The sequence below is a fragment of the Mycolicibacterium sp. CBM1 genome, assembly GCF_054073305.1.
The window spans coordinates 20,367-40,736 of record NZ_JBSXPP010000014.1; the positions used below are offsets into that span (position 1 = coordinate 20,367).

The 20,370-nt window shown below is 64.8% G+C and carries 18 protein-coding genes; 3 read left to right on the plus strand and 15 right to left on the minus strand.

Annotated elements, in window-relative coordinates; genetic code table 11:
* Positions 1-2: 2 nt before the first annotated feature.
* The 6 genes from ACXDF8_RS18370 to ACXDF8_RS18395 all read right to left on the minus strand — a co-directional run bounded on the left by ACXDF8_RS18370 (position 3) and on the right by ACXDF8_RS18395 (position 7,178).
* On the minus strand, positions 3-857 hold the full coding sequence (locus ACXDF8_RS18370) for an ABC transporter permease (RefSeq protein WP_457224713.1): 855 nt from the start codon (positions 855-857) through the stop codon (positions 3-5).
* Positions 854-1,612, minus strand: a complete 759-nt coding sequence (locus ACXDF8_RS18375) for an MlaE family ABC transporter permease (RefSeq protein WP_457224714.1) — start codon at positions 1,610-1,612, stop codon at positions 854-856. The genes ACXDF8_RS18370 and ACXDF8_RS18375 overlap by 4 nt, the downstream gene beginning before the upstream one ends.
* A gap of 525 nt (positions 1,613-2,137) precedes the next feature.
* The gene (locus tag ACXDF8_RS18380; RefSeq protein WP_457224715.1) at positions 2,138-2,803 is read right to left on the minus strand and encodes a TetR/AcrR family transcriptional regulator; all 666 of its coding nucleotides are present in this window, start codon (positions 2,801-2,803) and stop codon (positions 2,138-2,140) included.
* A 169-nt stretch (positions 2,804-2,972) separates the two neighbouring features.
* Positions 2,973-4,277, minus strand: coding sequence for a Rieske 2Fe-2S domain-containing protein (locus ACXDF8_RS18385; protein WP_457224716.1), 1,305 nt, complete (start codon positions 4,275-4,277; stop codon positions 2,973-2,975).
* A gap of 277 nt (positions 4,278-4,554) precedes the next feature.
* On the minus strand, positions 4,555-6,138 hold the full coding sequence (mdlC, locus tag ACXDF8_RS18390; RefSeq protein WP_457224717.1) for a benzoylformate decarboxylase: 1,584 nt from the start codon (positions 6,136-6,138) through the stop codon (positions 4,555-4,557).
* 77 nt (positions 6,139-6,215) lie between these two features.
* On the minus strand, positions 6,216-7,178 hold the full coding sequence (locus tag ACXDF8_RS18395) for a PDR/VanB family oxidoreductase (RefSeq protein WP_457224718.1): 963 nt from the start codon (positions 7,176-7,178) through the stop codon (positions 6,216-6,218).
* A gap of 336 nt (positions 7,179-7,514) precedes the next feature.
* Here ACXDF8_RS18395 and ACXDF8_RS18400 point away from each other — a divergent pair, with 336 nt between their 5' ends.
* Positions 7,515-8,975: a benzaldehyde dehydrogenase gene (locus ACXDF8_RS18400; protein ID WP_457224719.1), complete on the plus strand. Its 1,461-nt coding sequence runs from the start codon at positions 7,515-7,517 to the stop codon at positions 8,973-8,975.
* 48 nt (positions 8,976-9,023) lie between these two features.
* On the opposite strand, the gene ACXDF8_RS18405 is transcribed toward ACXDF8_RS18400, so the two are convergent.
* The 8 genes from ACXDF8_RS18405 to ACXDF8_RS18440 all read right to left on the minus strand — a co-directional run bounded on the left by ACXDF8_RS18405 (position 9,024) and on the right by ACXDF8_RS18440 (position 17,155).
* Entirely contained in the window at positions 9,024-10,373 is a 1,350-nt protein-coding gene (locus ACXDF8_RS18405) for an FAD-binding oxidoreductase (RefSeq protein WP_457224720.1), read from the minus strand.
* A gap of 138 nt (positions 10,374-10,511) precedes the next feature.
* The gene (locus ACXDF8_RS18410) at positions 10,512-11,336 is read right to left on the minus strand and encodes an alpha/beta hydrolase (RefSeq protein ID WP_457224721.1); all 825 of its coding nucleotides are present in this window, start codon (positions 11,334-11,336) and stop codon (positions 10,512-10,514) included.
* A 5-nt stretch (positions 11,337-11,341) separates the two neighbouring features.
* Positions 11,342-12,355 carry an LLM class flavin-dependent oxidoreductase gene (locus ACXDF8_RS18415; protein WP_457224722.1) on the minus strand — a complete coding sequence of 338 codons (1,014 nt, stop codon included), beginning with the start codon at positions 12,353-12,355 and terminating at the stop codon, positions 11,342-11,344.
* A gap of 79 nt (positions 12,356-12,434) precedes the next feature.
* Positions 12,435-12,848: a GlcG/HbpS family heme-binding protein gene (locus tag ACXDF8_RS18420; protein ID WP_457224723.1), complete on the minus strand. Its 414-nt coding sequence runs from the start codon at positions 12,846-12,848 to the stop codon at positions 12,435-12,437.
* A gap of 268 nt (positions 12,849-13,116) precedes the next feature.
* Entirely contained in the window at positions 13,117-13,506 is a 390-nt protein-coding gene (locus tag ACXDF8_RS18425; RefSeq protein WP_457224724.1) for a nuclear transport factor 2 family protein, read from the minus strand.
* Positions 13,507-13,587: 81 nt separating this feature from the next.
* The gene (locus tag ACXDF8_RS18430) at positions 13,588-14,547 is read right to left on the minus strand and encodes an SDR family NAD(P)-dependent oxidoreductase (RefSeq protein WP_457224725.1); all 960 of its coding nucleotides are present in this window, start codon (positions 14,545-14,547) and stop codon (positions 13,588-13,590) included.
* Between the two features lie 125 nt (positions 14,548-14,672).
* Positions 14,673-16,298, minus strand: coding sequence for an FAD-dependent monooxygenase (locus ACXDF8_RS18435; protein ID WP_457224726.1), 1,626 nt, complete (start codon positions 16,296-16,298; stop codon positions 14,673-14,675).
* Positions 16,299-16,369: 71 nt separating this feature from the next.
* Positions 16,370-17,155 carry an enoyl-CoA hydratase gene (locus tag ACXDF8_RS18440; RefSeq protein ID WP_457224836.1) on the minus strand — a complete coding sequence of 262 codons (786 nt, stop codon included), beginning with the start codon at positions 17,153-17,155 and terminating at the stop codon, positions 16,370-16,372.
* A gap of 420 nt (positions 17,156-17,575) precedes the next feature.
* On the opposite strand from ACXDF8_RS18440, the gene ACXDF8_RS18445 reads away from it, so the two are divergent.
* Together ACXDF8_RS18445 and ACXDF8_RS18450 are read left to right on the plus strand one after the other, a co-directional pair.
* Complete coding sequence (locus tag ACXDF8_RS18445; RefSeq protein WP_457224727.1) at positions 17,576-18,433, plus strand: SDR family oxidoreductase; 858 nt, start codon at positions 17,576-17,578, stop codon at positions 18,431-18,433.
* Positions 18,430-19,290 (plus strand): fumarylacetoacetate hydrolase family protein, encoded by an 861-nt coding sequence (locus ACXDF8_RS18450; RefSeq protein ID WP_457224728.1) that lies wholly within the window; start codon positions 18,430-18,432, stop codon positions 19,288-19,290. The genes ACXDF8_RS18445 and ACXDF8_RS18450 overlap by 4 nt, the downstream gene beginning before the upstream one ends.
* A 63-nt stretch (positions 19,291-19,353) precedes the next feature.
* Here the strand turns inward: ACXDF8_RS18450 and ACXDF8_RS18455 are convergent, their stop codons facing one another.
* Positions 19,354-20,226, minus strand: coding sequence for a TIGR03619 family F420-dependent LLM class oxidoreductase (locus tag ACXDF8_RS18455; protein WP_457224729.1), 873 nt, complete (start codon positions 20,224-20,226; stop codon positions 19,354-19,356).
* Positions 20,227-20,370 lie beyond the last annotated feature (144 nt).

Here is a 20,370-nt window from a genome sequence, read left to right on the forward strand (position 1 = left end):
CACTAACCCGCGAGGTGGAAGTTGCCGGTCTGCCCGTAGGCAGCCATGGACACGAACAATGTGACGGTGACTGCCGACACCAGTGAGGCACGCACCGCCCGGCCCACCGCCTCACCGACGCCGGCCGGTCCGCCCGTAGCGGTGAATCCGTAGTAGGTGTGCACCAGCATCACCACCACCGCCATGGTGATGGCTTGGAGGAACGACCAGACCAGGTCGGTCGGATTGAGGAACGTGTAGAAGTAGTGGTCGTAGACGCCGGTCGATTGCCCGTAGATGAAGGTGGTACCGGATCGTGCCGCGAAGAATGACATCAGCACCGCAACGCAATAGAGCGGAATGACGACGACCACGCCGGCTACCAGGCGCGTCGACGCGAGATAGGCAACGGTGCGGATTCCCATGACTTCCAGAGCGTCGATCTCCTCGCTGATCCGCATGGCCCCGAGCTGTGCCGTCGCACCCGCACCGATCGTGGCAGCCAGCGCGATACCGGCGGTCAGCGGCGCGATCAGGCGGACGTTGAGGTAGGCCGATCCGAATCCGGTCAGAGCCTCGACACCCAGACCCGCCAGCTGGTTGTAGCCCTGCACCGCGATCAAGGCGCCGGCAGAGAAAGTGAGGAAGCCGACGATGACCACCGTGCCGCCGATGACAGCGAGTGCCCCCGTGCCCAGGCTCATCTGCGCGATCAGCCGTACTGTCTCGATCTTGTAGTGCAGCAGCGCATCTACGACGCATCGGATGGTGCGGGCGTAGAACTGGGCCTGGGCGCCGATCCGGTCCCAACCGCTGATCCACTTTCTGACGGTGCGCGCAATCCGGGGATGGAGCACGCTCGGAGATGCCGCCGTCACATCGTCACCTTGACGCCGACTGCGGTCACGAGCACGTTGATCACGAACAGTGCCATGAAGGAATACACCACCGTCTCGTTGACGGCATTTCCGACGCCTGCCGGCCCACCACCGACCGAGATGCCCTTGTAACAAGCGATGAGGCTGGCCGCCAGTCCGAACAACAACGACTTGGTCATGGACAGCGCGACGTCGGGCAGTCCGGTCAACAGTGTCAGCCCCGCGGCGAAAGCGCCCGGTGTGACGTGCTGCAGGTAGACGGAGAAGAAGAATCCGCCAATCAACCCAACCAGGGTCACCAGCGACGACAACATGAAGGCGACAAGCGTTGCACCGAGCACTCGGGGAACGACGAGCGCTTGGATGGGGTTGACTCCCAACACCTTCAAAGCGTCAAGTTCTTCTCGGATCGTGCGCGCGCCGAGGTCGGCGCACATCGCGGTGGCCCCCGCCCCGGCCACCACGAGCACCGTCACCAGCGGACCGATCTGGGTGACTGCGCCCAGGGCCGCGCCCGCTCCGGAGAAGTCGGCCGCACCGAACTCCGTCAGCAACACGTTGAGGGTGAACACCGAGAGCACGGTGAACGGGATCGCCAACATCAGTGTCGGGAGCACCGAGACACGTGCGACGAACCACGTCTGCGCCAACAGTTCCTGCCACGCGAAGGGCCGACGGAAGGTCAATACGGCCGTATCGAGCGACATCGCGAAGAACGCGCCCTGCGCCCGGAAGACCCGGTTCAGCGTGTCCATCGCGATACCTCGCGTCGGCGGGTCGTGACGTTGTCAGCGAAGGCGAATGCCCGCCTGCGCCGGCAGCTTCGTGCGCCCACGGCAAATCTGGGTGCGCGATCGCCGCGCTCACCTGCATCGACTTCCGGCACCGGTTCTCCCATGATCCAGATCACTCCCGCTGTCCGATGTGAACTATGCGGTAACACATCACGATGTGTCAACAAAGATGTCACAGCGTCAGAATTGTGATGTTACGAAGCAATGTGCGCTGTTCAGCGCATCGGCAAGGTGTTAGCGCACCCGTTGTCAACGCCGCACCCCGGCCGGACGTTTGTGTGACCTCGCCAATACACGGCTGGGATTGTTACCCACGTCACCACGAGCTACACAGCTGAATCTTTTACTGAGTGGAAGCTGGGAGCGAATTTTTCAGCCGCCGGAGCGGACCGTCAGGTTTCAGCCACCGCGACCGTGCGCGCAGCACAGCAGAAACGCCGCCGCGCGACACCCTGCGGGTGATGGGCGAGCGCCCAATTCGTTTGTTTAGGTTTGACTTTCGTCGATCGGCCGAGGGCCCAGCGCAGATGTCAACCGCACAAGTTGCTCGGCGTAGTAGTCCCAGAATTCCTGAGATGCCGGATCCAGTCCGACGAATGCGCGCGCGAAGGCAGGTAGCGTCACGGGTGCACACGCCGCGGCGAAGATCGCTAAGGTCAGAGCGCCGACGTCGAGGTCTTCCCGCCACTCGCCCTGTTTCTGGCGAAGGCGATTCTTTTCTACCATCTCGATGAGCCGGCCTACTCGGCTGTCGCCAATGGGAAAGCCACCCTCAAGGCCTTCACGCGCCAGCGTACGAGTCCAGGACTCGTCGGAATGGGCCCACTGGACGAATTCGCGGGTGACGTCTGCGATCGGTTGCGGGCCACCGAGTATCCGGGCACTGCCATCCAGCCAGTCCTCGGTCAACGCGTCGTAAAGCCCTTGTTTGCCACCGAAGTGGTAGGTGATGAGTTGGTGATTGACGCCGGCTGCCGCGGCGATTCGCGCAACGCGCGCGTTCTCGTAGCCGTGCTCACCGAACTCACCGGCAGCCGCATGCAAGATTGCTTTCCTCGTGCGTTCCGGATCCCGCCTGTTGCGATCCGTACTACGCCGCCGCCGCTGAGTCGGCTTCGGCTCCTTCGCGGAACGAGCGGCTTTACCGGGCACGCCGGCAGCTTACCACTGAGTGGACAACTCATGGCCCCTGCGGCCGCCGCGCACGTGGCCCAAGGAGCATGGTGGCCGGTCGGTCACCTTCGCCATGCGACCAGGGTCGCGCACTGAAATTCGTTGGCCACGAACATGTCCGTGGCCGTGGATCCAGCGTAACGATGATTCACAAGATCACAGATGATGCTCCCAAGTCGGGCCCGGACTCGATACCACCCGCGTTGCCGGCCAGCGTACGGGCGCCCGCCTCGATGTGTAGAACATGGTCGGGATCGTAGGAGATGTTCTGCGGATCCTTGCCGGCGGCGACGTCGTGGACCATCTGCCGCAGCATTCGGCGCAACATCACGACGCCTTTGTCTGATGTCACCAATGTTTCCTCGCTGTGCAGGGTGATCGGCCCCTGCGACACCTGCGCCTCGGTATCGCCCGGGAACCTCTGCAGTTCGCCTTCGCTCAACTCGAAGAACAGTTTTCCGTTCTGCTTGATCCCGAGGATGATTCGCAGCAGACGATCGATCGACTTCGCCCGGGTCGAGATGAAGAATCGGTGATGAGTGTCGTCGACGGGAACTCCCCAGATCAAGCAATCATGTCGAACATCCGGATCCAGGCTGACGAAGTCGGGCAGGGCGATGATGTTGGGCAGGACCGAGTCGATCGACCACGTCATCTTCGATACCGAGCCATCGGCATTGGGACGATCGAACCTCTGGCGATAGGACACACCGCTCGCACTCTTGAAGTACTCCACCTCAATCCTGCTCGGATCGAAGAAGGACTCCGGGAACCCCGTGGTTCCAACACCTTCGAACTGATATCCGCTGTGCTGAGCGTGCAACCACATCGCGTGCACCGGATCGGCGGCGTTCTCGAAGGTCTGCAGCCAATTGCACTCCTGCAGCAGCCCAGTGACCTCCATACCCGGGGCCGGGATCGAGGCGAAGTATTGTTCGCCCTCCTCCAGGGGTTCCAGGCAGTCGAACCGCGGCAACGGCGGCTTCTTGTCGGGCGGACCCATGTAGACGAACAGCAGCCCGTAGCGCTCTTCGACCGGATACCAGGGTTGCCGAACCACATCGCGTCGTAGACCGCCGCCCGGTTCGCAGGCCTGATCGAGGCAGCGCCCTTGGACATCGAATTTCCAACCGTGGTAACAGCATCGGATGCCGTCGTCCTCGATACGACCGTAGAACAGACTGCTGCCCCGGTGGGCGCAACGCTCGAAGACCACTCCCGGACGGCCGTTGCCGTCGCGGAACACGATGAGATCCTCGCCGAGGATCCGAACCCGGTGCGGCACATCATTGGATAGGGCCTGCGCCGATGCGATCGGCTGCCAGTACCGGCGGAGCGCCTCACCCATCGGCGTGCCGGGGCCCGTTTCGGTCAGCTCGGCATCGTGATGCGGCTGGCGTCGGCCGTACCCGGTGCCGGTGTCGGTCTCGACGATGGTGGTCTCTGCGGTCATCGCTGCCTCCCTCGGTGGCTTGAGACACCCAGGCCGGGGCGTGTGCCTGCGGTGTGAACTGGCTCGTAAGGCCAGGCGGTCTGTAACGTGCGTCACGTCGACATCCGGATTATGACATCACCTTGATGAAAGTTTGTCAAGAACTCATCCCGGGGACCGCAGTGGTCTGCGGCCGGATTCCGTTGGACGTGCTGTCGCTTTAACTACGTTGTACCCCAGCATTTTTCGCGGTCCTGACCGGACCAGAGTGCAGTTGCGGTCTGACGGCGGGTGACGATCACATCGTGAGGGCCGTCGGCACTTCGATCAGTGCCGGCCGGCCGCTGGCCAGTGCAGCCGTGAAAGCGGCGGCGAAACTCGCCATATTGGTCACCGCAGTCGCCTCGACGCCGTATCCGCGGGCAATCTGTACGAAATCGATATCAGGAACGTCCATCGCGTCGGTCTGCGCGACACCGAGGACGTCGGCGAACCACCGGAGCGCCCCGTACGTGCCGTTCTTGAGGAGCACCACGATGATCGGGATGTTGTACCGGGCGGCCGTCCACAGCGCAGTGATGCCATAGTTCGCCGATCCGTCGCCGATGATGCCGACGACCTGACGGGTCGGTTCGGCCAGTTGGGCCCCTACAGCCGCGGGCAGGCCGAAGCCCAATCCGCCCCCGGCCGCGATGAACACGCTGTTCGGGTGTGACGAATCCAGTTGTGCCCAGAACGCGTTGAGGGTGGACGTCGATTCGCTGACCCACACCGTGTCCGCGGGAGCCAGCCCACGCAGCTCGGCGAGGAGTTCTTCTGGATCGACCCTGTCCCCGGATGCCGAGGGTGTGGGGTGCGCCGGCAGGGGTGGCAGCGCGGGTCGCCGCCCCGGGGTGACAGCGTCGGCGAGTCTACCCAGGGTGTCGGCCATCGCCGCCACATAGGCCTGCCCCATCGGGGCGCGGGCCGCCTCCGCGGGATCACTGGTGATGTGCAGCAGCCGTGCGCCGTCGGGCAGGTAGCTTCCCGGTTCGTACTGGTGGTAGCGGAAGACGGGGCCCCCGACCACCAGGATCACGTCGTGACCTGCCAGTGCCGCGCTCACGCCGCGAACCGACGCCGGCAGCGGGCCGCGGAAACTTCGGTGGCGGCTGGGAAACGACAATCGCGATGGCGAGGGAGCCAGCCAGACAGGCGCGGCGAGCGCGTCGGCAAGCCGTACCGCTTCGCCATTGGCGCCCTCGGCGTCGACGTCGGGTCCGAGCACCAGTGCGGGACTGTCCGCCGCGTCCAACAGCGCCGTCAGCGATGCCAGTTGGTCGTTGTCCAGACAGCCACCGGCCACGGTGCGCCGCTGCAGCAGATGTGTGGCTTCCCCGGGTGCATCCTGCGCCCAGTCGTCATAGGGCACCGCGACGAACACGGCCCCCTTGGCCGGAAGAGTGGCCATGTGGATGGCCTGGCTCATCGCTCTGGGAACGTCAGCGGCACAGGTTGGCTGGCAACTCCACTTGACCAACGGCCTTGTCAGCGAATCCGGCTCAACCACCGAGAGAAACGTCTCCTGGCCGACCGTGCTGCGGACCTGCTGGCCCGCCAGCAGCACCAGCGGGCTGTGGGTATAGACCGAATTCGTCAATACACCCATGGCGTTACCGGTTCCGGCAGCCGCGTGCAAACTCACCAACACCGGTTCGCGGCGTAGCTGGGCAAATCCATCCGCCATGGCCAGCACCGCACCCTCGTGCAGCCCCAGAATGTAACGGAAGTCGGTGGGCATGCCGGCCAGGAACGGCAATTCGTTGGAACCGGGATTGCCGAAAATCGTTGTCATGCCATGTAACCGCAACAACTCGAAGGTCACGTCACGCACGCTTGGCATTGGTCGAATCTCCTTCACAATCAGTCTGGGACATCCAGCGAGGGATAGTTCTAGCCGCGCCCCCGGCCGCGGGAGCGTCATAGATCGAGTTCGATCACGGGCTCAAAGGAGCGCGAACAACACGGTGTGAACAATCCCTGTGCGCGCTCCTCCTCGGACAGCACATCGTCGCGATGGTCCGGCCGCCCCGAGATCACCTTGACTACACATTCTCCGCAAATGCCCAGTTGACAAGACGACCGTGCCTCGATCCCATTGCGCCGCAGCGCATCGAGGATGCTCTCGGTCGCGCCGACGGGGACCTCACCGCCCGTCGAGGCCATCCGCACGACGAATTCCTGCCCCGGCTTCGATACCGCGGGCGGTGCTGTGAAGCGCTCCTTGTGAAGGGTGTGCTCGGGCCAGCCGAGTGCGGCGGCCCCGGTGAGGACATGGTCGATGAAGGGCTCGGGCCCGCATACGTAGATCGCAGTGTCGGGTTGCGGCGGTCCCAAGTCTCGGCGCAGGTCCAGCCTGCCCTCATCCGGTCCGTCGTCGAGGTGCAATGTCACCCGGGGGTGACCCTGCAGGAGTGCGGCGAACGAAACGTCGTCGGCGGTCCTGGCGCAGTAGTTCAGCGTGTACTCACCGCCGGATCTGTCGAGCTGTTTAGCCATCGACAGCAGGGGCGTGATGCCGATTCCGCCGGCGAAGAGTCGATGAATTGACACCGGTGCCAGGCGGAAACTGTTGCGTGGAACGGAGACCAAGATGCGGTCGCCAGTCCGGAATTCATGCATGGCCAACGAGCCACCGCGCGACGCGGGGTCACGCAGTACGGCGATCCGGTACTGCGTGCGATCCCCCGGGGTCCCGCACAACGAGTACTGCCGTGTCACCGCACCGCCCAACTCTGGTTTGTCGACGAGGACGTCGACATGTGCACCGGCTTCGTAGTCGGGCAGCAGTTCATCCCCGTCGGGGACGAGGTCGAGCACGACAACCCGGGGCGTTGCCATGGTTCGGTTGGCCACCACGGTCCTGATCCACGGTTCGGACACGATCACCCTGCCTGAAGTATGAGTCTGTTGTCGCGTTGCCTACGATTGCGATGCCGTCGCAGCACATTCCGGCCGGTCCCCGGTGGGGCGACAGCAAGCCAGCACCACCGTCCATCGTTGATGAATATTTGTCAAGATCATCGCCGCGCATATCGCGCGCGGGCCGGAGGGGCGGCATCCGGCCCGGAGATCCGGTCGGATTGGGCCATTGACGGGTCCGTCCGCCGAGCGTACCGTCCCATCTCATCGTTTACTGCGGATGAAAACTCATCCAGCAGTCGCTTGCAGCGCGGTCCGGGACCCGGAGAACGTGGTCCAACAATATCGGGAGAAACAATGGGGTTGCTGACTGACGACGCGTGGCACGGCAAGATCTGGACGGGTACATGGTCGGATGGCAGCGGGTCTCGCTGTGCCGCAATAGAACCGTCTACAGGTGGGGTGCTCGGTGAGATCGGCATCGCCACACCCGGTGATCTCGAGAAGGCGGCACGGCGCGCGGCCGATGCGCAACGACGCTGGGCATCGCTGCCTCACCATGAACGTTCTGCCGTGTTGCGCGCCGCCGCCGACGTATTCGAGGCAAACTCGGCCGAAATCATGGAGTGGCTGGCGCGAGACGCCGGGACCGCGAGTGGTTTCGCCGGGTTCCAGGTGCACACCAGCGCGCAGGAGTGCCGCGAGGCCGCGGCGCTATGCAGCCATCCCTACGGCGAATTGCTGCCCAGCAGTGATCCGAGGCTGAGCTTCTCGCGTAGGGTGCCCGCGGGTGTCGTCGGGCTCATCGCGCCCTTCAATGCCCCGTTGATACTGGCGGTCCGCGTCCTGGCACCGGCCTTGGCGCTGGGCAACGCGGTGATCCTCAAGCCGGATCCCCGCACGTCTATCTGCGGTGGCGCACTGTTAGCGCGGGTATTCGAGGAGGCCGGGCTACCGTCCGAAGTTCTACAGGTGCTCCCCGGCGGCGCCGAAGTCGGTGAGGCACTGGTCGTCGACCCCGCAGTCCGGGTCATCGCGTTCACCGGCTCGACCAACGCCGGACGCGCCGTCGGGGCCCTGGCCGGCCGACATCTCAAGCGCGCACACCTCGAGTTGGGGGGTAACTCGGCGCTGGTCGTACTCGGTGACGTCGATGTCGAACGTGCGGCATCCGTCGGGGCGTGGGGCAGTTTCAACCATTCCGGACAGATCTGCATGGCAACCAGCCGCCATCTGGTGCACGAATCCATCGCCGAGGAATACGCTGTGCTCCTCGCGGGGAAGGCCGATGCCCTCACCGTCGGGGACCCCTTCCGCGAGGATGTCGCTTTGGGCCCGCTCATCGACACGACCCAGCGTGACCGCGTCCACGCATTGGTCACCGCCAGTGTGGACAGCGGCGCCGTGCTCCGCGCGGGTGGCACCTTCGACGGTCTGATGTACCGGCCCACAGTGCTTTCCGATGTCGCCGTGAACATTCCCGCGTTCTGTCAGGAGATCTTCGGACCCGTCGCCCCGATCACGCCGTTCTCGTCGCTCGACGAAGTGGTGGGCATCGCCTCGGACACCGACTACGGCCTGAGCCTTGGCATCCTGACCAACGACCTGGCGACGGGATTAGCACTTTCCGAACGGATTCCCTCCGGTCTGGTGCACATCAACGACCAGACGGTCAATGCCGAGCCGAACGCTCCATTCGGCGGGGTCGGCGACTCGGGTACCGGCTCGCGCCATGGTAGCGCGCAAGCCAACATCGAGGCATTCACCGAAACACAGTGGGTCACGGTCAGAAGTCAACTGCCGCATTACCCGTTCTGACCCGGTCGACGGGTGCGGGGCGGCGGCATTGCCGCCGCCGCGTACCCGTCACAGTCGGGCCACCGGCAGCGGTACCGGGTAGCTGAAGAAGCGGCCTTGCGGGTCGTACTTGGCGCGCAGTGCCTCGGTACGCTCGGCACTCGGCGGGTCGAGGATCGCCATCGGGTGGACGAAGAGGTTGGAGTCGCCTACATAGCCACCACCCACCGTGTACCGATCGACGCGGGCCATGGCACCGGTGTGCCACGCTGCCATCTCGTCGTCCTGTGCGCCGTCGTCCCACACCGCGTAAGCCTGGATCGACATCCGGGTCTGGAGACTGAAGGCGGCCCGCGGGTCGCGGTATTCGGGCAGGCCCGGGATGAACCACAGACACGACCGAGCCGAGGGCAACGAATCCAGGATGGCTCGGGACTCCTGCCAAAGACCGGGGTCGTCGATGTATTCGTCCTTGATCCACAGGTTGTCCGACAGATACCGCAACCCCTCCGGGTACATGCCGTCGAACATCACCTGGAGTTGGTCGATGGTGGACAGGAAGGGCGACTGGTGGAAGATGGCCCGGTCCAGGCCGGGCGCGTTCTCCAACGGCGCCAGTCGCTGCGCCGCGTGCTCGAGATCCTCGCCGAAGGCATACGCGGCGATGGTCAGCACGGTGTCGTCGTGACCGAAGGCCGGGTTGCTTCCGGCGATCAACAATCCCGGCGTTCCCAGGGATGCGACGTCGAGGTACCACGGCAGGAGCTCGTCGAAGGCGGACAGCGGGTGGATCTGCACCGTCGCTGCGATGGCCGGCATCGGGCGTAGCTCCAGATACATGCGGATCATGATGGCGAAGAAGCCCGGTCCGCTGCCACGGGCGGCCCACAGCAAGTCGGCGTGCTCCTCGTCGGTGGCGTGAACGATCTGACCGTCGGCGGTCACAACGTCGATGGCGTACATGCTCAATGCGGCCGGCCCGAGTTCGATTGAGTTGAAGCCCATTCCGCCGCCGAGGATGTAGCCGCCCATCCCGACCGTGGGACAGTGACCCACCGGGAAGTACAGGTTGTGCGGCAGCAGGGCGGCAGCGAAGTCGGCGTTGTGGACGCCGGGCTCGACGATGGCAGTGCGGTTGAGCGGGTCGATGTCGATGTTCTTGAGCTGGGACAGGTCCAGCAGGAGACCACCGTCGCGGACATGGTTGCCCACCCAGTTGTGCCCGCCCGACCGAATGCCGACGGTCAGCCCCTCGGCATTGGCGAGCTTGACGGCGCGAACGACGTCGTCCTGGTTGGCGGCGACGACGATCACCGCCGGAAAACGGCTCGGCTTCAGTCCATTCCACACTGCCGCACAGCGGGCCTGCTCGTAGCCGTCGTCACCGTGGCGGTAGAACGCGCCGGTAAACGTAGTCATCGCATAGGTACCTATTCGTCGTAGTGATCATGAACTTGCGACGCAGACACGCCAGTTCCACTGTGCTGCAGTCTTATTGCCATTCGCATCGAATCGACGACCTCGCCGAGTCTGGTGGTGGCGAGGGCATCACCAGAATCAGGAAGGACGACCGCCGGGCATTGGCATGGTTGCGAATGGATTCGCTGCGGCGACCTCTTCGGCGGCGACTTCCGGTTCGATGAGCTCCGCCCGGAGGAAATCGACCGACAACTCGGTCATGGTGCGGTTGTACCGGGGTGTCATGTCGAACTCGTGGTCCTGGCCGGCCGCCAGATGTAGCTCTGCGCGCACTCCGGACGCGACGAGTGCATCGAAGATCCGCAGACTTGCAGCCGGGTCCACCAGACGGTCACCGGCACCGTGAATCAGCAGCGAAGGTGGGAACCGACCGCCCACGTAGGTGAGCACGCTGGCCGCGTCGGCGGCCGCCGCCGTCGCAGCCTCGCCGAATAACATCTGAGCCGGCATCTCACCCGGCCCCGGCGTCAACGAGACCCGTGCCGCGGGGTAGTACGACACGACGGCGCCGACCGGTGGGATGCCCCCGCCGGCGCCGCCCGCGACGAGAAGCGCGAGCTGTGCTCCAGCGCTATGCCCCTGCAGGACAATGCGGCCGGGATCTACACCCAGTTCTTCGGTGTGCGCACCGACCCATCGCAGCGCGTCGCATACGTCCTCGACGGGCGCGGGCCAGGCCGCGGTGTCGAGCAGTCGATAGCCGACCGCCAACGCGGTGATCCCGCGGTCGGCAAGAGCCTCGCAGCGAGCATGCACCGCGCCGCGAGCACCCTGGGCGAACCCGCCACCGTGAATGACCAGCACCGCAGTCCGCAGGTCTCGATCCGACCGGCTGGCGAAGATATCGAGGCACTGGCGTGGATCTGCGCCGGCGGTGTAGCCGACGGTCCGAAACTCAGCCATCCCGATCAGCCGATCTCCGCGGCGCGAAGCCGCGGAATGACCTCGCGGCCGAAGAGCTCGTGGTTCTTGCGCAGCTCCGCCTGGTCGTAGATGTTGAAGGTTGCCATGAAATTGCCGGCTCCCAGCGCTTGGCACTGGCTAATGATGCTGTCGGCAACCTGTTGCGGGGTCCCGTAGATGAGCTCGTCCTTGCCCACCGGCTTCTCGGCGGTGTCAGGCATCCGCATCGCCTCGGTGCTGACCGCGAAGAACTCTCTGAGGCCGTCGTGCGCGGCGGCCTTGGCATGACCGAGTTCGGATTCGTCGGCGACGAGCGTCACCCCGCGCCGGATGGCGACACGGTCGGGGCCGGTGGGCATTCCCGCCGCCCGGGCTCCCTGCTGGTATGCCTCGAACACCGGGACCAACTTCTCGACGTCGGCGAATCCGCTGCACATTTTGAGCCCTCGCGCCCCCGCCCTGGCAGCTGACTCCGGGCTGGTGGAGGCGGTCCAGAACGGCGGATTCGGCTGCAGGAACGCCGGGGTGATGCGGACGTCGTCGAACGAGAAGTGCTTACCGTGGTGGGTCACCAAGGGCTTGCTGATCGCGGCCGCCAGCACCTCGAGGGTTTCGGCATGCACCTCTGCTGCATGCTGCGGTGAGATGCCGACGATCGCCAGCTCCGGCGGGATACCGCTCACCACCCCGATCTCCAGCCGCCCTCCGGTCAGGTGGTCGAGCATCGCGAACTCCTCGGCAACGCGCCACGGTGTCGCGTAGGGCGACACGGTACCCAGGACGCCAAGGCGCAGGGCAGTGGTGCGTGCGGCGAGATGGGCGATCACCAGGTTCGGCGAGGGGCTGTAGCCCGGCCCGAAGTGGTGCTCACTGAACAGGATCCCTTCCCATCCCAGGCGCTCGTCGTCAGTCCACAGGTCGATGTAGCTCTGGAACTGCTGTTGCACGGCGGCGGGATCGTCGTGTAGCGCCGGATCGTGCACCGAATGGAAGAACTCGAAGAGCCAGGGCTTGATCATGGTTGTGTGCCTCCGTCGGGATTCGGGCTCGCACTGCCGATTGGCCGGCACTGCCGATGACTGTGGTGCCGAAGTGGTGTCACCACTGCGTTTGCGATTTCAGCGCGGCCTCGGCGAACTCGGCGTCCGTTTCACCGTCGGCGCCGCCAACACCAATGCCACCGATGACCTCGCCGTCCACGATGATCGGTGTGCCCCCCGGCACAGCGAGAAGATGTGGATCCAACAGATGCGGCGGCGCCGCAGCCATTCTCGGATCCGCCGCGAACTGGGCGAACAGCGCGGTCGGCAGTCCCATCACCGCGGCGGTGTAAGCCTTACGGCGGCCGGTCTCCACCGCCACCGGCCCCACGCCATCGTCGCTGAGCACGATCTTCGTTATCCCGCTGCGGTTCACGATCGACACGCTCAGGTGCAGACCACGTTCGCGGCCCTTGTCGATCACGTGTCGAGCCGCCAGCAGCGCCGCGTCGAACTTCAGGGGCTCTCTCATGATCTCTCCTCGACCACGCAGGAAGGGCGCCGGCCCAGTCTCACCGGCAAGGGCCGGCGAAGCCCGGCCGCGGTCAGATGATTATTCATCAGACGATATGCCACAAGCTACGCGCGCTGGAGCATCCAGTCAATGCCACCGACCGAAACTCCGTTAACGTGGGGACAGGGGCACAAGCCGAGCACCACGATGCACTGATCCTGCTCTGCGGCAGCCGATCTCTGCTCATACGGCGCGCCGTGCCTGTGTGTACGCCCACGATTTTCGGTTAGCCGGGCGGCATCCGTCGCGCCATCTGCAGGTGGGCCAACCACCACACGTCATCCTCACGAACCCACACTCTGGTGACCGCGGCTTGAATGACGAAGGGGGGCAATCCCGCAGCGAGGTGGACACCAAACTGCTGAAGACAGCTCACCGTGGCCATAGCGCCGAATTCCCGAACGACTGGTCCGATCACCACCAAATCAACCGGCCGCGGCCGGCCTTGCGCTTCGGCGATGAACTCGCGTGCATCGTGGATGTTGCCCAAAGGGCCGTGCACGGCAACGAAGTCCGGGTGCAGCAATGCACGCAATGGTTCCGTTGTCTCTGCCGTGAACGCCGCGGCCCACTGCGCTTCGGCCTCTTCTATGGTGGCCAGCCTCGGTGCACTCACCTGTCATCTCCCGAAAATGATTGCGGTGTAGCCCTATCAGGCGATTACGTCGATGGGATCGACCAGTGCCGACATTGCCCGCTAGACCATTTCGATCTCAGCAAGTCGCTCCAGGAGTTCAGTGGAGGGAGTCTTGACGGGATCGATACCCTTAACCGCCTGCGCCCATCCCGAGTGTTGGGTCGGGGCCTGATCGAGTGCTTCACCCAACGTCTCGATGGTCCAGGCACGCTCGTCGTTGGCGATGTGATGGCCGACCGACCACCCGTCGAATACCGTCACGTCGTCGCCGACGATCCCGAACACACGACCGGTGAACCGACACTGCGGTGAAGCCAGGAATGCCACCATGGTGGCGGTGTGATCCGGCGCCATCCGGTCGAAACCGTCGCTAACCTCCTGCATGAGCTCGGCGGCGACCTGTGCGCTGACCCGGGTGCGAGCGACGGGCGCCAGTCCGTTCACCCGAACTCCGAGTTCAGCCAGTTCGATTGCACAGGCGACGGTCAACGCCGCGACCCCTGCCTTCGCCGCGACGTACATCGGGTTTCCCGGCTGCGGTGCCAGAGCGACGCTCGAGGACGTGTTGACGATTCGTCGACCCGCCTGCGCACCGCGCTCCCGCCAGTGCGCAGCTGCCCAATGACATACCGCACCGGTGCCCGTCAGACATACGTCCACAGTGCGCTGCCAATCGAAACGTGTTATCTGGTCGATGCTTCCGAACCGCGTTATGCCGGCGTTGTTGACAACGATGTCGAGCCGACCGAACGCGCCGAGCGCCGTATCGATGATTCCTTTTGCGGAATCCCAGTCCGAGACATCGGAGGCATCCGCTACCGCGCGTCCACCGGCCTGGCGAATCAATTCGGCCACTTCCTCGGCCGGCCCCGCGGACGGCGTACCGTCGCCACCGATCTCCCCCCCGAGGTCGTTGACGACAACCGCCGCGCCCTCGCGCGCCAGCGCAAGGGATTCCGCGCGACCAATGCCACGGCCACCACCGGTGACGATGGCGACCTTGCCTTCGAGATAACCCAACTGACTCTCCCTTTCGTGTGGATTCCCGCTTCCGCCAGGCAGCCAAGACTGTTCCGGGCCGCTGTTAGAACGCGCCTGCGGTCAACCGCCACGCGGGTGTCTTCCCCAGCATGACTTCGGTCAGCCTATCGGCCGGACGACGGTTCTGGATAACTTTCATCAAGGTGGCTTGATCCGATGAACTCAGCTGACCCGGCCCGGCCGACATCTTCCGTGGTGCCGGCAGACGAGCGCGGACCGAACCACCGCTCGATAGCCGCGCGTAAGCGCCGTTCGTCATCCATGTCGTAGGTATCCGAACACCACGCGACATAACCGTCAGGGCGAATCAGCAGGGCCGACAGCGATGATCCCGGGACCGACGAGGTCACCACGTCGATGCGGTCGTGCCAGCCGTTGGCGGCCTCCGCCGCCTGCCCGCCACACAGATCAACCAGGACCGGACGGGCCGTGTGCAGTAACTCCGCGATTCGTCGCCCGTCAGCCAGCTGCAATTCCGGTACGAAGCGGCCGGACAATCGGTGTTCATCGGCGACGTCGTAGCGCACATCGGAACCGGCGAGAAGGTGCGCGATGTGTTCGGCCACTGCGGGAATGGCAAGCAGCTCCCCGACAAGTGATCGCAGGGCGGTGTGCTCGCCGCCGGGGGCCAGTAGGGTCAGCTGCGCCAGAGTGTGCATCATGACCCGTTCGCCCACGGGATGACGCTCGTCGTGGTAGCTGTCGAGCAGACCCTCCGGGGCCCAGCCCTTCACCTCGGCGGCGAGCTTCCATCCCAGGTTCATCGCGTCCTGAAGTCCCAGGTTCAGGCCCGGCCCGCCGATCGGTGGATGGACATGCGCGGCATCGCCCAACATCAACACGTTGCCGACCCGGTAGCGATCAGCCTGACGGGTGTTCTGACCGGCCATCCGACGCAGCGCATACGGCCCTGGACCGCTGGGGGCGGACACCTCGACATCGGTAGCGAGGATGCGCCGAACGCTGTCACGCACCTCTTCCACCGTCAGCGGAGTCTCGTCCTCCACAAGCTCGGCGTCGAACTCGATCGCTCCGACCATCGGGGGTCCGGGTGGGCGGTCGAGATAGAAGATGGCCCCATTGCCGAATCTGTTGAGTCCCGGATCAACTCGCGGACCACCGGGGACATCCCAGCCGCCGGCACGTCGCTGCTGATCGGGAACGGCAATGTGGGCCATCCGCGCCATCATCGGGGTCGTCACCCCCGGGAATCCGATTCCCATCCGGCGCCGGACCATGCTCCGGCCGCCGTCGGCGGCCACCAGATAACGGGCCTTCCACCGGCGGATGCCGTTCGGCGAACTGACCACCACCTCGATGCCGGCGTCGAAGTCGATCGCGAGCTCGACAACATCATGTTCCCAGTGGACCGTGGCACCGAGCGCGGCGACGCGCTGCGCCAGTAGCCGGACCAAACGTGGCTGGGGTATCGGCAGGTGGAACATCGGATTGTCAGGCACACCGGCCAATTGCACCGGCATTCCGGCGAAGACGTGACCCGGTACCGGAGCTGGCGGACCCTCCCCACCGGTGACGAGTTCGTAGAGCCCACGGATGTCCAGGGCCCGGACCACCTGACCTACCAAAGCATTGGCCTTCTGCTCATCGCTCGGGCCGGCCAGCCGGTCGACGACGACGGGATGCACCCCGGCCAACGCAAGCTCGGCGGCCAGCATCAGCCCGTTCGGGCCCGCGCCGACGATGAGGACGTCAGCGAGCAGGTCAGACACGGGCCCTCACATTCGCGCGATCGGATGGCAGCGCATCCCGGATCGGCCGTCGAAGTGGGCGGTTATGACCGCTACCGCCGCTCGATCGGTGCGCCGTGCACTTGCTCGCGGCCACGTTCGATCACCGATTCGCGGTTGGCGGCCACTGTTTCACTCACCTGATGGTTGTAGAGCCATGCCGTTGCGGTACACGCCTCCACTGCGAGGCCGTGGGCCTCGGCCGCTGCGTCGATACTCCGGTACGACGAGACCAGTGCTCGCACTGCGTTCTGGTTGCCGGCGGCAATCGATTCAGCCAGGGCCATTGCCGTGTCGAGTAGACGGTGGTGTGGCACGACCTCGGTGACCAATCCCGCTGCGGCAGCCTGCTCAGCCGTCAGATACTCACCACTGAGGCTAAGCCGGCGAGCCAGTCCCCGCCCGACGGCCAGCGGCAGGCGCACCGACATGCCCCACATCGGAAGCAGCCCTACTCGGGCGTGAGTATCGGCGAATCTGGCACGCTCCGAAGCGATCAACACGTCGCAATAGAGTGCCAACTCCAACCCACCGGTGACGGCGACTCCGTTGATCGCCCCGATCACCGGTTTGGTCATATCCGGCCATTGCGGTGAGAGGTCCGGAATGCCGCTCGCCAGCTCGCGAAGGTCCAAGCCTGCGCAGAACGCTGGATCTGTGCCGGTCAGGATGACGACATCGACGTCATCGTCACAGTTGGCGGCCCGCAGCGCGCTGAAGAGACATTCGCGCAACTCGCTGGAGAGCGCATTGCGGACGGTGGGCCGATTCAACGTGAGTATCCGTACCCGGCCTGCCGTCTCGGTCAGCAATACCTCCGTGGTCGCCGCGCCGGTCACCCGGTCGGCCTCGTCGGGGAGTGGCACCGTCGAAACTCCATTCTGTGGCGTCCGGAATGCGCCTCGGACACCCACGGGTCGAGCGACCGGTCGGGCAGACCGAAGAACCGTGCTGAATTTTCATCAAGCCGTCATCCGCCACCAGAATCGGGCAACGGACTCCAATCCGGTCACGATAACCGTGTCTGGCGCGCTGTGGTCGACCAGTCTTCCACCCAGCGAAAGCATTCGTACAACATCCGCACGAGTCATTCCGGCTTCCCGACAGCGCAGTGAGGCTGTGACACTCATGCAGGTCAGTGATGTGTACTATTCGGCATCACCACGGCTGGCGTTCGCCGTGGGCACCACAGTCGCGCCCTGCCGGTAGCCGTAATCTTGGCTTACGCACGGCGCCGTCACTCAGACGGAAGGCAGGTCATGTCCCCCGCCGCACTCTCTGGTCGAACACTTTTCATCACCGGCGGTAGTCGAGGGATCGGACTGGCCATCGCGATACGCGCCGCCCAAGACGGGGCGAATATCGCCTTCGTCGCGAAGACAGACGTTCCCGACCCACGTCTGCCCGGGACGGTACACACCGCGGCCGCAGCTATCGAGGAGGCCGGTGGCCGTGCACTGCCCATCGTGGGTGACATCCGCGACGAGGACGTCGTTGCCGAGGCAGTAGCGAAGGCGTACAAGCACTTCGGCGGCATCGACATCGTCGTCAACAACGCCTCGGCGATCGCCTTGAGCGGCTTCGGCGACCTCTCTATGAAGCGCTACGATCTCATTCAGAGCATCAACGCTCGCGGCACGTTCGCGGTTATCAGTGCGGCGCTGCCCCACCTGTTGGAATCACCGCACGCCCACGTACTCACCCTCTCGCCACCATTGAACCCTGATCCACGGTGGCTTGCCGAGTACGCTCCCTACACGATCAGCAAGTACGGGATGACAATGCTGACACTCGGCTTGGCCGAGCAGTACCGGTCGCACCCGTTGTCGGCGAACTGCCTATGGCCCAAGACACTGATCGGCACCGCAGCGGTGCAGAACATCGTGGCGGCCGATGGCGGGTTGCAGTCGTCCCGCCGGCCCGAGATCATGGCCGATGCGGCCGCGCTCGTGCTGGGGCAGGCCCCAGGTGCGGCCACCGGACAGACCCTGATCGACGAGGATCTGCTTCGCGCCTCGGGTGTCAGCGATTTCGGCCGGTATCTCTGCGATGGAGCCACCGAACAGAGCCTGCAGCGGGATCTGTTCATATCTGACGAGGAGATGGTGTTGCGATGAAGCTGCTGACCTATCGGTTTGCTGGTCGAGAGTCATTCGGCGTGGTCCGCGGGGATCAGGTCATCGACGGGCCGGCCCTGTTCAACGAACCGATCGTTTCGTTGAAGCACCTGCTCGAACTGGACCTTACCGACGAACTCCGCCGCCGACTCCCCGATGCGCAGGCCAGCCATCCGTTGGCTGATATCGAATACCTCCCTCCGATAACGGATCCGGCGAAGATTTTCTGCGTGGGCGTGAACTACCAGGATCACCGCGACGAGACCGGCACCACCGCGAAACCGGACCATCCGACCATCTTCACCCGTTTCGCAGACACCCACGTGGGACATCAGCAGCCGATCCGACATCCAGCCAACACCAGCCAACTCGACTACGAGGGCGAGGTCGCGCTGGTGATCGGCCGAACCCTCGCCACCGGCGCCTCCGATGCGGAGCTGGCCGCGGGCATCGCTGGCCTGTCTTGCTACAACGACGTGAGCGCACGCGACTGGCAACTGCACAACAGTCAATGGATCCCCGGCAAGAACTTCGAGGGCGTGGGCTCCTTCGGACCCTGGTTGGTGACTCTCGACGAGTACGACGATCTCGGCGGGGTGGCTCTCACCACTCGGGTGAATGGCGAAGTGCTCCAGCACGCCACCCTCGACGACCTCATCTTCGACTTCGTGGACATCCTGCGCTACCTCACCGGATTCACCACACTGGCAGCCGGAGACGTCATCGTGACCGGCACCCCTGGGGGTGTCGGTCTGGTGGCCGACCCGCCGCGGTTTCTCCAGCCAGGGGATACCACCGAGGTGGAGGTGGACGGCGTCGGCATACTGCGAAATTCCATCTGCGAGCCCACGTCCTAGCGGGGTCCGTGGCGACGGCGCCGGCCCAACCCGCCAGTGCCGCCACCGGAGGGGCCTGCGAGATCAGCACAGCGCCTTGATGACCGCGGACAACGCACTGAGCTGTTGGTCCACCGTTCCGCCAAGGATGCGGTTTCCCAGGCCGATCCGATCGACACCGGCAAGCGCCCAGCGCTCGGCCGTCGCCGCCCAGGTCTCCGGGGGGTCGACGTGGGTCAGCAGTCGCGCCTCGACGCCGATCGACCGCGGGTCACGGCCGATTTCCTCGGCGAGGCTGCGCAGCCGGTTGACGACGCGCAGCGCGACTGCGGGCGCTGCCCCCAGTGGCGCGAACATCTTGTAGCCGTCGGCACAGCGGACGATCCGGCGCAGCACGGCGTCGGTGGGAACACCACCGGTGCCGAACGAGCCGCCGCCCACCCAGACCGGGATCGGCACGGCCGGACGAGGGCTGATTCCCACCCCTTCCAACTGGTGGAACCTTCCGCTGAAGTCGACCGACGGTTGGCACCACAGCAGCCGCATCACCTCGATCTGTTCCTCGAGTCGGCGGCCACGCTCGGCCCGCTGCTGTCCCAGCACCTCGACTTCCCGACCATTCCAGCCCACCGAAACGCCCAGGCGCAGCCGGCCTTCCGACAACAGTTGAACCTCCGCTGCCTGCTTGGCAGCAAGCACTGTCGGCCGAGTGGTCAACAGCATCATCGATGTGGAGATCTCGACCCGCCGCGTCACCGCAGCCAGGTACGCGGCGTGGGTGAACGCTTCGTGCCAGGGATCGTCGAAGGAGAAGCCCGGCGGGAACGGGCTGTCGCGGGTCGCGGCCACATGTTCGGAGAAGTTGAGCGTGTCGTACCCCAGCTCCTCCACCGCCTGAGCGAAATCACGGATCTCGCTCGCGGAACCGAAATAGGGTACGTCACAACCCAATCGCACAATCGAACCTGCCTCTCACCGCGATGGGAGACACCCACGGTGCATGTCCCCCGCCGCTCCAGCCCGAGCCGGTGAATAAGCTGCGAATCCGAGCCGGGGTCTTGCCACGTGTAACAGGAATATTATAGCGTCCGATGTGATATT

What these genes read in the sequence shown, in the direction of transcription:
- ACXDF8_RS18445 (WP_457224727.1), top strand. Translation starts at nt 17,576, where the DNA reads ATGTCCCCCGCCGCACTCTCTGGTCGAACACTTTTCATCACCGGCGGT.
- ACXDF8_RS18375 (WP_457224714.1), bottom strand. Translation starts at nt 1,612, where the DNA reads ATGGACACGCTGAACCGGGTCTTCCGGGCGCAGGGCGCGTTCTTCGCG.
- ACXDF8_RS18415 (WP_457224722.1), bottom strand. Translation starts at nt 12,355, where the DNA reads ATGATCAAGCCCTGGCTCTTCGAGTTCTTCCATTCGGTGCACGATCCG.
- ACXDF8_RS18385 (WP_457224716.1), bottom strand. Translation starts at nt 4,277, where the DNA reads ATGACCGCAGAGACCACCATCGTCGAGACCGACACCGGCACCGGGTAC.
- ACXDF8_RS18450 (WP_457224728.1), top strand. Translation starts at nt 18,430, where the DNA reads ATGAAGCTGCTGACCTATCGGTTTGCTGGTCGAGAGTCATTCGGCGTG.
- ACXDF8_RS18420 (WP_457224723.1), bottom strand. Translation starts at nt 12,848, where the DNA reads ATGAGAGAGCCCCTGAAGTTCGACGCGGCGCTGCTGGCGGCTCGACAC.
- ACXDF8_RS18405 (WP_457224720.1), bottom strand. Translation starts at nt 10,373, where the DNA reads ATGACTACGTTTACCGGCGCGTTCTACCGCCACGGTGACGACGGCTAC.
- ACXDF8_RS18410 (WP_457224721.1), bottom strand. Translation starts at nt 11,336, where the DNA reads ATGGCTGAGTTTCGGACCGTCGGCTACACCGCCGGCGCAGATCCACGC.
- mdlC (WP_457224717.1), bottom strand. Translation starts at nt 6,138, where the DNA reads ATGCCAAGCGTGCGTGACGTGACCTTCGAGTTGTTGCGGTTACATGGC.
- ACXDF8_RS18400 (WP_457224719.1), top strand. Translation starts at nt 7,515, where the DNA reads ATGGGGTTGCTGACTGACGACGCGTGGCACGGCAAGATCTGGACGGGT.